The 12,141-nt window shown below is 30.9% G+C and carries 14 protein-coding genes; 10 read left to right on the forward strand and 4 right to left on the reverse strand.

Annotation, left to right across the window (positions count from 1 at the left end; all coding sequences use genetic code 11):
• The first annotated feature begins 3 nt into the window (after nucleotides 1–3).
• Nucleotides 4–2,433 (forward strand): hypothetical protein, encoded by a 2,430-nt coding sequence (locus KQI68_RS02530; RefSeq protein WP_246541223.1) that lies wholly within the window; start codon nucleotides 4–6, stop codon nucleotides 2,431–2,433.
• Nucleotides 2,434–2,551: 118 nt separating this feature from the next.
• On the opposite strand, the gene KQI68_RS02535 is transcribed toward KQI68_RS02530, so the two are convergent.
• The 4 genes from KQI68_RS02535 to KQI68_RS02550 form a co-directional block, all read right to left on the reverse strand.
• Nucleotides 2,552–3,517, reverse strand: coding sequence for a DUF4234 domain-containing protein (locus tag KQI68_RS02535; protein ID WP_216548561.1), 966 nt, complete (start codon nucleotides 3,515–3,517; stop codon nucleotides 2,552–2,554).
• Nucleotides 3,517–4,140 (reverse strand): zinc ribbon domain-containing protein, encoded by a 624-nt coding sequence (locus tag KQI68_RS02540; protein WP_216548562.1) that lies wholly within the window; start codon nucleotides 4,138–4,140, stop codon nucleotides 3,517–3,519. Before KQI68_RS02540 ends, KQI68_RS02535 begins: the two co-directional genes overlap by 1 nt.
• Before the next feature lie 13 nt (nucleotides 4,141–4,153).
• Nucleotides 4,154–4,549, reverse strand: coding sequence for a DUF2752 domain-containing protein (locus tag KQI68_RS02545; protein ID WP_216548563.1), 396 nt, complete (start codon nucleotides 4,547–4,549; stop codon nucleotides 4,154–4,156).
• Between the two features lie 249 nt (nucleotides 4,550–4,798).
• Complete coding sequence (locus tag KQI68_RS02550; protein ID WP_216548564.1) at nucleotides 4,799–5,395, reverse strand: hypothetical protein; 597 nt, start codon at nucleotides 5,393–5,395, stop codon at nucleotides 4,799–4,801.
• A 222-nt stretch (nucleotides 5,396–5,617) separates the two neighbouring features.
• On the opposite strand from KQI68_RS02550, the gene metG reads away from it, so the two are divergent.
• The 9 genes from metG (at nucleotide 5,618) to KQI68_RS02595 (ending at nucleotide 12,126) form a co-directional block, all read left to right on the forward strand.
• The gene (metG, locus tag KQI68_RS02555) at nucleotides 5,618–7,564 is read left to right on the forward strand and encodes a methionine--tRNA ligase (RefSeq protein WP_216548565.1); all 1,947 of its coding nucleotides are present in this window, start codon (nucleotides 5,618–5,620) and stop codon (nucleotides 7,562–7,564) included.
• 8 nt (nucleotides 7,565–7,572) lie between these two features.
• Nucleotides 7,573–8,337 carry a TatD family hydrolase gene (locus KQI68_RS02560; protein WP_216548566.1) on the forward strand — a complete coding sequence of 255 codons (765 nt, stop codon included), beginning with the start codon at nucleotides 7,573–7,575 and terminating at the stop codon, nucleotides 8,335–8,337.
• The gene (rnmV, locus tag KQI68_RS02565) at nucleotides 8,334–8,885 is read left to right on the forward strand and encodes a ribonuclease M5 (protein ID WP_216548567.1); all 552 of its coding nucleotides are present in this window, start codon (nucleotides 8,334–8,336) and stop codon (nucleotides 8,883–8,885) included. Before KQI68_RS02560 ends, rnmV begins: the two co-directional genes overlap by 4 nt.
• Before the next feature lie 28 nt (nucleotides 8,886–8,913).
• On the forward strand, nucleotides 8,914–9,729 hold the full coding sequence (gene rsmA / locus KQI68_RS02570; RefSeq protein WP_343221648.1) for a 16S rRNA (adenine(1518)-N(6)/adenine(1519)-N(6))-dimethyltransferase RsmA: 816 nt from the start codon (nucleotides 8,914–8,916) through the stop codon (nucleotides 9,727–9,729).
• 3 nt (nucleotides 9,730–9,732) lie between these two features.
• Nucleotides 9,733–10,083 carry an ArsR/SmtB family transcription factor gene (locus KQI68_RS02575; protein WP_216548568.1) on the forward strand — a complete coding sequence of 117 codons (351 nt, stop codon included), beginning with the start codon at nucleotides 9,733–9,735 and terminating at the stop codon, nucleotides 10,081–10,083.
• A 61-nt stretch (nucleotides 10,084–10,144) separates the two neighbouring features.
• The gene (locus tag KQI68_RS02580; protein WP_216548569.1) at nucleotides 10,145–10,372 is read left to right on the forward strand and encodes a glutaredoxin family protein; all 228 of its coding nucleotides are present in this window, start codon (nucleotides 10,145–10,147) and stop codon (nucleotides 10,370–10,372) included.
• A gap of 49 nt (nucleotides 10,373–10,421) precedes the next feature.
• Entirely contained in the window at nucleotides 10,422–10,982 is a 561-nt protein-coding gene (locus tag KQI68_RS02585) for a manganese efflux pump MntP (RefSeq protein WP_216548570.1), read from the forward strand.
• Between the two features lie 360 nt (nucleotides 10,983–11,342).
• Nucleotides 11,343–11,657 carry an OadG family protein gene (locus KQI68_RS02590; RefSeq protein WP_216548571.1) on the forward strand — a complete coding sequence of 105 codons (315 nt, stop codon included), beginning with the start codon at nucleotides 11,343–11,345 and terminating at the stop codon, nucleotides 11,655–11,657.
• 55 nt (nucleotides 11,658–11,712) lie between these two features.
• Nucleotides 11,713–12,126 carry a biotin/lipoyl-containing protein gene (locus KQI68_RS02595; RefSeq protein ID WP_216548572.1) on the forward strand — a complete coding sequence of 138 codons (414 nt, stop codon included), beginning with the start codon at nucleotides 11,713–11,715 and terminating at the stop codon, nucleotides 12,124–12,126.
• Nucleotides 12,127–12,141: the final 15 nt, after the last annotated feature.

Here is a 12,141-nt window from a genome sequence, read left to right on the forward strand (position 1 = left end):
AAAATGAATAATAAATTAATGAAAAATTATAAAATTTTAGCGACAAGCACAGTTTTAATGCTTAGTTTAAGTTTAGCTGCTTGTTCAAATAATAAAAATAGTGTTGAAAACTCCCCTTTAGCCAGCACTATGCAAAATAAATATATAGAAGATGATACAACTGAAGTTTTGCTTGATGATAATGATATAAATACAGATGATATAGTAAAAGTTGTGCCACATGGTGACCACTTCCACGTATTTACAAAAGATGGCAAAGAACACATCACATATTCTGATCCTAGAAATTCATCAGGCGAGATGGAAATGGTAAGTGTTGTTGGAGTAGATGATTTAAAAAACAAAGATGTAGTAGAAATTAAAAAACATGGAGATCACTATCATGTATACACAGCAGATGGCAGTGAATTTCTAACTTATGAAAATCCTGCAAATGCCTTTCCAAATATAAAAATTGGAGCATACACAGGACATCACGGACAAAAAACTAATTCAAAGGTTAAAAGCTCATTAAAGGGATTTCTGGGCAAAAAAGTCTATGCAAATTCCAAGGAAGATAGCAAAGATGAAGTTGTAAAAATCTTAAAACATGGAGACCATTATCATGTATATACTGCTTCAGGAGAAGAATTCATAACTTATGAAGACCCAAGCTCAATGTATCCAAATATAAAAATTGGAAAGTACAATGGAAGTCATGCTCCTTTAAATAAAGTTGCAAAAACTAATTCTGTAAAGAAAACAAAAATAAATCCTCAAAATAAAGAAAATGGTGGCATAGAATTTATATCAGCAGTAGGTGCTAGCGATTTAAAAAATCTTGATGTTGTAAAAATTTTAAAACACGAAGATCATTACCACGTATATACAAGAGATGGACGTGAATTTATAACTTATGAAAATCCATCTTCTGAATTTCCTAATATACAAATTGGTACTTATGTGGGAAGTCATGGAAATAAAAATTCAAATAATATTGGAATGAATATGAACAATAATTTGATTCCAAATAATTTTAATAACCTAAACAATAAATTAAACAATAACCTTAGCAATAATTTTAACCAAAATAATAATTTTAAAAATCAAACAAATAATCCTAATGAAGTTGTGAAAATTTTAAAGCATGGTGACCATTACCATGTATATACTGCATCAGGACAAGAATTTATAACATACACTGATCCAAGTTCCATGTATCCTAATGCACAAGTTGGAATCTATCAAGGAAGTCATGGACCACTCAATGGAAAAACAAATAATAACTTTAATAATAAACCTAATAATAATTGGAATAATTTGAGTGGCAATAATAATATTTGGGATAATCCGAATCAAATTACACCAAATTTACCAAATTTTCCTAATAATAATTCTAATCCTTTTCTTATAAGAACAATTGGAGCAAATGAATTAATTAGTCTTAATATAATGAGAATAAAAAAACATGGCGACCATTATCATGTATATGATGATAACAACAGAGAATATATAACTTATTTAAGTCTCGGAGAAGTTGGAACAAGCTTTAGAGGAGTAATTATTGAAGAGTATGTAGGAAGTCATGGAAATCAAAAACCAAACAAACAAGAAGATTCAAAATGGCCTAAGGGAGTTACAAGAATAGTTGACCATGGAGATCATTGGCATCTATATATTGGAAATAAAGAAATTGGAGTTGTAAGAGAAAATCCAAAAAATATTTATCCGAATGCAGAATATATAGTAGAAAAGGGTGAAGACCATTCTGATATAAATGTAGGGGATAAAGAAGTTTCTGAAGTTGCAAATGTAAGTCCGAGACTTGTAAAAAGTGTAGTACCTTATTTAGATAAAAATTTAAAAAATATGACTAATTTCGGAGCTTTAAATACAGATTTGCCAGTTTATGGTTCAGAAAATGAAACTAATAATATATTCTATTGGCTTCATGGAAATCACTATCATGCAATAAGTGTAAGACAAATAATACAAAATCAAAGGGCAGGAGTTTATGGAGATAATTCCGCAGAAGATGTAGTAGCTACACTTAAATACAGAATAGAAAATAACTTAGCGGATTTAGATAACAAACCAAAAACTGATAAAGAACAAGATGCAGAAGAATTAGAAATGAATAGGAAAAAAGAATTTACAAATGAAGTAATAAAATTCTTGAAAAATCATTACAAAGGTGCTAATGTAGAAAACGGCGGATTTGTAGGATATATAACTGTGACTAAAAATGGAGAAACATTAGATTTTAATATAGCAAGTTTTGAGAAACGAGCTGGTCTAATAGTTTATAAATTAGGCGAACTTCCAAAATTTATCGAAAGAGAAGTGCCAAAGAAAAATGAAGAAGATAAAAAAGAATCTTTAGAAGAAAATAATAAAGTTGAAGATAATTCTTTAAAAAGTGAAAATTCAAACACAACAGAATTTAGCAAATAAGAATAATATTGGTTTATAAATTATAACGGGGCAGTTTTTAAACTGCTCTTTTATATTGGAAAATTTTTAGAATAAAAAACAACCTTCTGTAAGATAGAAGGTTGTTTCTAATTAATTATTAGTGATTATTAGCGTGAGCTAAATTATAAGCAGTGCATATTAAATTTAAATTCTTAAATAACAAATACCAAGAAACAATAAATCCTAATCCACAAATCCAGGATCCAAGCAAGAACCAAAGTAAAAATGTTCCACCATTGTCTTGAATATTTCTTCCATATCTAGGACCATTTGATGCCATTCTATTCATTATATTGTATTCCCAGAACAAACAATATAATCCACAAGTTATTATTCCAAGGCCTAAAAATTTTAAAAGTCCTCCAGTTTGTTCTCCATCGCCTGCACATGCAATATTTACTGACTGAGCTGCTTTATATATAAAATAGTAGTGGTAAAGATTACAAGTTACAATGCTGAGTATTATATACATTAGATATGACCAATCGTCTTTTATATAACCTCTAAAAGGTGCTGGTTCAAGATTTCTATATCCGTAATATCCATAATTAGGATTGTAATTATTTTGATGATTATAATCTCCGTGACCTGAATATTTTGGATCGTACTTGTCTGTGTTTTCTGTAAAGGCACTTCTTTCAAAGTTTCTAGTTTCCTTTTTAATTGAAGATACTAAGTAATCAAGTGACTGACTTAATTCTCTTTTTAAAAATTCTGAATTTGAAAGGTTGTCAAAGTATCCCATTGGATAAATTCTCGCTCCATTGGAATTTCCCATAAAATAAATAATTGCAGTAATTATTAATCCTAAAACTGGTATAAACATATCGGCTGATTTTACAAAGTAACCAAAGGAGATTCTTGAAAATATTGCTGATAAAATGCTTACAATAAATAATAATATTGTTGAAATTATCATAGCATTCATAAGCTCTTTGTTGTGGCCTTTGTTCCAATTTCTAAAGATTGAGAACAATGTAAAAATCATAAGAAGCATTACAACTACTCTTGCAGCTATAAAAGGTAGGGCAAGGATTGCCATCATTGAATAGAATAAACGCATTATATTGCACCTCCTATTATCCATAAAAAGCTACTAATAAAAACCAGTGCTGTTCTAATTGTAAGTAGTCCCATAAGCACCATGCCCACAACTGCAACTATGTTTACTGCACTTAAGCTTTGGGAATTAGAATTATATTCGTAATTTTTATTTTCACGATTGGACTCATAAAAATATTCTTCTTTTGAATCTTTTATAGGTTCTTCAAAAGATTTGTCATGGGAGTAGTTTTTTTCTTTTGGAGTTTCTTCTTCAATGTTTTCAAAATGATTTTCTTCAATAATCTCTTCGTGAAGTTCTAGTTTTGGAAATTCTTCTGTCTTTTCTTCAGTTTTAATTATTTCAGACTCTTTTTTAATTTCGTAAGTTTCTGAAATTTTCTGAGCTTCTGGAATTTCTATAGCTTCTTCATGATCTAGATCTTCTAAAATTTTTGATGGAGTTATTTCTTCTTCCTTAGTTTCAGTTATTGGATCTGAAATTATTTCCTTTTCAGCAACTTTTGAAGTTTTATCTACAGTGAAATGCTCATTTGAAGATTTTCTCACGGGTACAGGAGCACCGCATTGGTCGCAGAATTTCATATTTTCATTTAATTTATTTCCGCACTTAATACAAAACATATTCCACCTCTTTCTAATTAATTAATTTTGTAATAATTTTATAAAATATAGAATCTTTTGGTCTAAAAACGACAATTTCATTTGGAGTGAACATTCTGTAAATGTAAACCACAAAAAACAATATAATAAATATGTAAAAAACTATTTTAGTAAATTTTTTTGGAAGTTTATTTTGAAATACATATCCAATTAAAACAATTAAGGGAATAATAAAAAGTGGATGGTAGTAAAATGCAGTTTTAAAATCTAGTTTTAATAAATAAATCCACGCCCTTGTCATTCCACAACCTGGACAAGAGATACCAGTTAATGCCTTAATTGGGCAGGTGTATCCAAGTAGGTGTAGCGTGCCGTAGAAGAACACAACTGCAAGTATAAAAATTATAAAATCCTTAGTTTTTCTCTTCATTTCAACTTCCTCAACTTTATAATTTTATTATATCGAATTAATGGCTTAAAATCTATAATGTTTTAGATTATTGCAGGTCTTGGTTGATAGGATAAATAATTTAATAAAAAGGGCTGTGCCTTGATTTTATTTTGAAGTTTTATATAAATGCAAATTAGTAAAAGAGAAATGTATTTGTGAAGAAGGTGCTGTCCTTTGCCTTTATACTATAATTATGGGAACATCGCCCGAAAAGATAAATATAAAAAACTAATCCTCACTCTTTTTCATTCTGCCAATTAAAATATCTATAACAAGAGAATAAAATGCCCATATTGTTCCTCTAATTCCAACAGAAAATTTTCCTTCTACTGTTGGTGAAAAAAGTTCTAAAAAGCAAACCACTGTCATAATATTTGTCATCATATCTGCCCAATTTAGATAAAACTTTATGTTAAACCAATCTGAATCTATGTCGTTAAAGTTTACAAGTTGCCTTATTAATATAAATGCAAGAATAGTTGGCAAAATATAAAATGCTATAACTTGAATTAAATCTACTACATTCATATCTTGGCTGATATTTATAAATGGTTTTGCAAGAAACATGAAAAATTGCGTGAGTATTGCAAAGAAAAGTGATGTTAAAAGAGGCGAGAGATAATTTTCTCCGTGACGATGGGAAGCCCTCTTGTATGAAAAGTAAACTGTCATTGCAAGTGTCAGTGCAAAAAATCCAAGTGAGAAATGAATTAGTGCGTAATTATATTTTGGAAAGTATCCAAAGTGTATAAGTGTTAAAAATCCGGAAAATAATATTGAAATAATTATTATTAATTTCCAAATAAAAGAGTGATGTGTTTTCAAATTGTGCTCCTTAAATTTAATAATTATAATTATACATTATTTGGCAAAAACTATTATATACAAAGTATATAGGGAGTTTAAAAGTCTTATAAAATTGATTTTATTGCATGTTTCAGTTATAATTATTTTAATTATTAAGTTAGATACATATTTGCCACTTATAGATTGACAAATAAAATAAACCAAATCTTTGGTGCTTTTTTTATGGAGGTTTTAGGAAGAATGAGTAAAAAATTTTATATTACGACACCAATTTATTATCCAAGTGATAATTTGCATATAGGCCATACTTATTGTACTGTTGCAGTAGACGCTGTTAAGAGATTTAAAAAGATGCAAGGTTATGATGTTTTCATGACTACTGGTACTGATGAGCATGGTCAAAAAATTGAAGAAAAAGCTAAAGAAATGGGCATGGAGCCAAAGGAATATGTGGACGGAATTGTTGAAAACATTAAAAAACTTTGGAAGATGTTAGATATTGACTACGATTATTTCATTCGTTCCACTGACAAGGATCACGAAAAGAATGTTCAAAATATTTTCCAAAAACTTTACGACAAGGGAGATATTTACAAAGACGAGTATGAAGGTTATTACTGTACTCCTTGTGAATCTTTTTGGACTGAATCTCAACTGGGTGAAGGCCACACTTGTCCAGACTGTGGAAGACCTACAGAACTAACTCATGAAGAATCATATTTCTTTAGACTTTCAAAATACAAAGACAAACTTCTTAAATTATACGAAGATCATCCTGAATTTATAGAGCCAGCTTTTAGAAAAAATGAAATGGTTAAAAACTTCTTTGAAGGTGAAGAAGGTCTTGAAGATTTATCTGTTTCACGTTCAAGTTTTGACTGGGGAGTTAAAGTTCCATTTGATGAAAAGCATGTTGTATATGTATGGATTGATGCTCTTTCTTGTTATTTAACTGCAATTGGTTTTGGAAAGGATGAAAAACAGTTCAATGATTTTTGGCCAGCAAATGTTCACTTCGTTGGAAAGGAAATTATAAGATTTCACGTAATTATTTGGCCAGCAATTTTAATGGCACTTGACCTACCGCTTCCAGAAAAAGTTTTTGGACATGGTTGGATTTTATTTGACAACGACAAGATGAGTAAATCCAAGGGCAATGTAATTTACCCTGAACCAATAATCAAATTATATGGAATTGACGCTTTAAAATACTTCCTACTTCGCGAATTTTCTTTTGGATCTGATGGTTCATTTAATATTGAAAAGTTTATGCAAAGATTAAATTCAGACCTTGCAAATGACCTAGGTAATCTTCTTTCAAGAACAGTTTCAATGATTTCTAAATACAATGATGGAGTTATTGAAGACAAAAATGTATGCGAAGACTTTGACGAAGATTTAAAAGATATTTCGGTTTCAGTGATTGACGAAGTTGAAAAGGCAATGGAACACTATCAATTTTCCAATGCTCTTGAAGCTATTTGGAAATTAATTAGAAGATCTAATAAATATGTAGATGAATCTGAGCCATGGGTACTTGCTAAGGACGATGACAAAAAAGATAGACTTAACACTGTTCTATACAATTTAGCTGAATCTCTAAGAATTGTTTCTGTTTTAATCTATCCATTTATCAAGGAAACTTCACTAAAGCTTAGAGAACAACTTGGTTTAAGTGGAGAAATAAATTGGGAAGATGCCAGAACTTTTGGACTAATAGAAGATGGCACAAAGGTTAAAAAAGGCGAAGTTATTTTCCCAAGACTTGACATTGAAAAAGAAATTGAAAGATTTAACGAAGAAAATGAAGCTCTCCTTAAATCTAGACTTGGAAATAAAGAAGAAAAAGACGATTTAAAAGAAGAAATTACAATTGATGATTTTGAAAAACTTGATATAAGAGTTGCAGAAGTCCTAGATGTAGATAATCATCCAAAGGCTGACAAATTATTCATCTTAAAAATAAAAGTTGGAGATATAGAAAGACAAATTGTTTCTGGAATCAAGGATTACTACTCAAAAGAAGATTTAGTTGGCAAAAAAGTTCTAGTTCTTATGAATTTAAAACCAATTAAACTTAGAGGAGTTGAGTCAAATGGAATGATTCTTGCAGCTTCTGATGATGAAGGAAAACTGACTATTACATCAACTCTTGAAGATATTAAGTCAGGTTCAAAAATTAGCTAGGAGGAAACATGATAGATTCTCATACTCATCTTGATGATGAGGCTTTTGAAGAAGATAGAGAAGAAATTATAAAGAGTTTAAAGGACAATGGAATTGAGCTTGTGATAAACAACTCATCAGACAAGGAGTCCATAGAAAACTCTGTAAAACTTGCGAATAAATACGACAATATATATGCGGCTATTGGAATTCATCCCCATGATGCCAAGACATATAATGAAGAAATTGAAAATAGAATTATTGAACTTTCAAAAAACGAGAAAGTAGTTGCCATTGGAGAAATTGGACTAGATTATTACTACGACAATTCTCCAAGAGATGTGCAAAGAGAAGTTTTTAAAAGACAAATTGAACTTGCTGCAAAACTTAAGAAGAACATTGTAATTCACTCAAGAGATGCAGCAGGAGAAACTTTTGAAATTTTAAAAGAAGCACATGAAAAATATGACTTCACAGCACTTATTCACTGTTTTTCGCAATCAGTTGAAATGATGAAGGAATATATAAAAATGGGTGACTACATTGCACTTGGTGGAGCTGTAACTTTTAAAAATGCAAAGACTCCTAAGGAAGTTGCAAAGGAAGTAGATTTAAATCATCTACTTCTAGAAACTGACTGCCCTTATATGACTCCAGTTCCTAATCGTGGCAAGAGAAATGAACCTAAATATGTAAGTCTTGTTTGCAATTATATTGCAGAGCTTCGCGGCATGGAAAGTGCTGAGCTTGAAAGAGTTACTTCAGAAAACACTAAGAGGTTTTTTGGAATATGAAGCCTGTCATTGAGGAAATAATTGTAGCTGAAGGTAGAGATGATGAAATTGCTATAAAAGCTGCTGTTGATGCAGAAGTTATTACAACTCATGGATTCGGATTTGGGAAGAAATTCTTAAAAAATCTTAAAGAGCTTGAAAAGAGAAAGGGCATAATTATTTTTACAGATTCAGACTACATGGGATCGCAAATTAGAAAGAGAATTGCAGAAGAGTTTCCCAATGCAAAACACGCCTATCTATCTCAAGCAGTTTCTACAAAAAAAGGAGATATAGGCGTTGAAAATGCAAGCCCTGAAGAGATACTAAAAGCTTTGAAAGCAGCTAGGGCAAAGACTACTACAAAATCAGAAGAGTTTAGCATGAAGGATTTAATTGAAAATAATTTAATTAATTCTGATGAAGCAAGTGCTAGACGAGAAATTTTAAACGAAATTTTAAAAATTGGCCATGGAAATGGCAAGAAAACTTTAAATAAGTTAAACTCCTTTGGCATAACTAGAGATGAGTTTGAAGAGGCGATGAAGGTGGTGAACTCTCATAGATAGATTATATAAACCAAGTAAATTATCTGAAATACTTTCTAAATACGGATTTAGATTTACAAAATCACTGGGACAAAACTTTTTAATAGATGGAAATGTAGTTAGGAAAATTGCAGATGCTGCAGAAATTACTGAAGATGACAATGTTCTAGAAATTGGACCAGGTGTTGGAACTTTAACTGAAGAGCTTGCTCTTCGCGCGAAGAAAGTTTTAGCAGTAGAAATCGACGAAAAGCTTAAGGAACTTCACAAAGAAACTTTAGATATTGAAAATGTAAAGGTAATTTATGGAGACTTTCTAAAAATAGATTTGGATAAAGTTTTGGAAGAGGAATTTAATGGTGAGAGTTTTAAAGTAGTTGCAAATCTTCCATACTACATCACAACTCCAATAATTGAAAAGCTAGTAGTTTCTGATATAAACTTGATTTCAATTACAGTTATGGTGCAAAAGGAAGTTGCAAAAAGACTTTCGGCTGAGCCTGGTAACAAGGATTACGGCTCACTATCTGTATTTATAAATTACTATACAGATTGCAAGTATAAGTTCCAAGTGCCTCAAACTGTTTTTATGCCAAGACCTAATGTAGACTCTGCAGTTGTAACTTTAAAAATGCTTGAAAGAGAGAAGTTTGATACAGAATTTTTATTTAAAGTTGTCAGAGCTTCCTTTACTACAAGAAGAAAGACAATTTTAAATTCATTATCTAATTCTAAATTGAATTACTCAAAGGAAGATATTAGAAGAGCTCTAGAGCTTAGCAATATTTCTCCAACTAGAAGAGCAGAATCTTTAAAATTAGAAGAATTTATGGTTTTAAGCATAAATTTTAAATCTGTGGGGTAAAATATGGAAAACAAATATATAGATAAAATCAGTGAAGAAGTTGTCGATGAAATCAAATCATTTAAAGAAAAGGAAGATTTAATAAACTTCTTGTCACAGATATTTAAAGCAATGTCTGATCCCACAAGGATTAAAATAATTTATGCGCTAATGAAGGGGCCACTTTGTGTTTCAGATATTTCTCTTTTACTTGATATGAGTCAGTCATCTATATCTCATCAGCTTTCACTTTTAAAAAATCAAAATCTTATAAAGGTAAAGAGGTTGGGAAGAAGAGCTTATTATTCTTTAGATGATGAGCATGTTGTTTCTCTATTTAAATATGGACTTGAACATGCTAAGCATAAAATTTGAGAATATCTTGATATTTCTATATAAATAAGAGTATAATGTAATTAGTATTAGGAGGGATATAATGAGTAAAGTAACAGTTTATACAAGTAATACTTGTCCTTATTGCACAATGGCAAAGGACTACCTAAAAGAAAGAGAAGTAGAATTCGACGAAAAAAATGTTCAAACTGACAAAGAAGCTAGAAACGAACTTATGGCAATGGGCTATACAGGAGTACCAGTAATAGTTGTTGGTGACGAACAAATCGTTGGTTTTGATAAAAATAGACTAGATGAATTATTAAAGTAAAAGTTAAAAAATAGGTGCCTTGGGCATCTATTTTTATTTTGGAGTGAAGATGAATTTAATATCAGTAAGCTTATTGGGAGCAGGTCTTGCAATGGATGCCTTTGCAGCAGCAATCTGTAAAGGACTTTCTATTGGAAAATCCTTTTTTAAAAGAGCGGTAATTGTAGCTCTATTTTTTGGTATATTTCAGGGGATGATGCCTTTCTTTGGATACACTCTTGGGTCAATTTTCACAGAAAAGCTTCAACAGATTGATCACTGGATTGCCTTTATTCTTCTTGGAATAATTGGTATAAATATGATAAGAGAATCAAGAGATAAGACTTGTGAGATAGAAGATGAATTTGATTTTAAAAATCTTTTGATGCTTTCTATTGCAACATCAATCGATGCACTTGCAGTTGGAGTATCTTTCGCATTTTTAAAAATCGAAATACTAACTTCAATATTAATTATAGGAGTTACAACTTTCGTGGTATCTTTTGCAGGGGTTTATATAGGGAAGTTTTTTGGAATAGCGTTAAAAGATAAAGCTCAGTTGGCAGGTGGTATTGTACTAATATTTTTGGGAACAAAAATTTTAGTGGAACATCTTGGATTAATTGGGTGAAATAAAAAATAAATAAATTTTAAAAAAGTCCTTTATGTAAAATGTTAGTAAATCGATTTTCATTTAGTCAAAAAATTAAATGAAAATTTAAATTTTTTACTTCAATTTTTAAAATAAAAGGACTTTTTTTAACAAATGTAATCAAGAAGTTTATTTTTTATATTTTTAGTCAAAACACATTTTGCAGTAAAACCATTGCCTTTCTTTTAGCTTCTTTTTAATGTATAATTATTACGAAAGGCTTAGATAAATTCACGTACATAGTAAGATATTCGTTGATTTAAATCACGGTCTTTGTTATAATATTTTTAAAAGTTGGAAAGGATTCCATAATGTGAAACTACAATGGGAGGTGTTTTAATGTTAGGTAATGTTGAACTTACAATAGGAGAAGCGTTGGGAGTTTCTCTTACAGGAGTCACAGTTGTATTCTTAGCGCTTATAGCTCTATTGATTGCAATCATTATTATCTCAAAAATTGTTGGAGGAATTGAAGGTAATGTAACTAGCGGAAAGTCTGAACAAAAGCCAGCACAAAGTGCACCAGCACCAAGAAAGGCAGCAGATAATTCCATGGATCCTGCGCTACTTGCAGCAATCGTAGGTGCAATTAGCATGGAAGAAAGATCAAGAATCGAAAGTTTTAGAATTGTTTCTATAACTGAAAAAAAGTAAGCTAAAATCAAAATTTTAAAATTATTCTATTATTATTTAAGAAAAGGAGAAACAGATGAAATATCAAGTAAAAGTAGATGGAAAAGTTTTCGAGGTTGAGGTTGAAAAAGTAGGCGGAGGATATCAATCACTTACTCCAGGTGGATTAACAAGTGCACCTGCACCAGCAGCAGCACCAGCTCCAGCTCCACAAGCGGCAGCACCTGCACCAGCACCAGCGCCAGCAGCTCCAGCAGCACCTGCAGCAGCAACAGGCGGAGCAGGAGAAGTTACTGCACCAATGCCTGGTACAGTTCTTAGAGTTAACGTAAATGATGGAGATACTGTAGCAGCAGGAGATGTTATTCTTATCCTTGAAGCTATGAAGATGGAAAACGAAATCGTTGCACCAGCAGGTGGTACAGTTTCACTTAAGGTTAAAGCTGGAGAAACAGTAGATACTGACGCGTTATTAGCAACTGTTAATTAATTAGGGGGTATAGAC

It is taken from the genome of Peptoniphilus ovalis (assembly GCF_018919265.1).
GTDB lineage: Bacteria > Bacillota > Clostridia > Tissierellales > Peptoniphilaceae > Peptoniphilus_A > Peptoniphilus_A ovalis.

What these genes read in the sequence shown, in the direction of transcription:
- KQI68_RS02575 (WP_216548568.1), top strand. Translation starts at nt 9,733, where the DNA reads ATGGAAAACAAATATATAGATAAAATCAGTGAAGAAGTTGTCGATGAA.
- KQI68_RS02560 (WP_216548566.1), top strand. Translation starts at nt 7,573, where the DNA reads ATGATAGATTCTCATACTCATCTTGATGATGAGGCTTTTGAAGAAGAT.
- KQI68_RS02585 (WP_216548570.1), top strand. Translation starts at nt 10,422, where the DNA reads ATGAATTTAATATCAGTAAGCTTATTGGGAGCAGGTCTTGCAATGGAT.
- KQI68_RS02540 (WP_216548562.1), bottom strand. Translation starts at nt 4,140, where the DNA reads ATGTTTTGTATTAAGTGCGGAAATAAATTAAATGAAAATATGAAATTC.
- KQI68_RS02530 (WP_246541223.1), top strand. Translation starts at nt 4, where the DNA reads ATGAATAATAAATTAATGAAAAATTATAAAATTTTAGCGACAAGCACA.
- metG (WP_216548565.1), top strand. Translation starts at nt 5,618, where the DNA reads ATGAGTAAAAAATTTTATATTACGACACCAATTTATTATCCAAGTGAT.
- KQI68_RS02580 (WP_216548569.1), top strand. Translation starts at nt 10,145, where the DNA reads ATGAGTAAAGTAACAGTTTATACAAGTAATACTTGTCCTTATTGCACA.
- KQI68_RS02595 (WP_216548572.1), top strand. Translation starts at nt 11,713, where the DNA reads ATGAAATATCAAGTAAAAGTAGATGGAAAAGTTTTCGAGGTTGAGGTT.
- KQI68_RS02535 (WP_216548561.1), bottom strand. Translation starts at nt 3,517, where the DNA reads ATGCGTTTATTCTATTCAATGATGGCAATCCTTGCCCTACCTTTTATA.
- KQI68_RS02545 (WP_216548563.1), bottom strand. Translation starts at nt 4,549, where the DNA reads ATGAAGAGAAAAACTAAGGATTTTATAATTTTTATACTTGCAGTTGTG.
- KQI68_RS02590 (WP_216548571.1), top strand. Translation starts at nt 11,343, where the DNA reads ATGTTAGGTAATGTTGAACTTACAATAGGAGAAGCGTTGGGAGTTTCT.
- rnmV (WP_216548567.1), top strand. Translation starts at nt 8,334, where the DNA reads ATGAAGCCTGTCATTGAGGAAATAATTGTAGCTGAAGGTAGAGATGAT.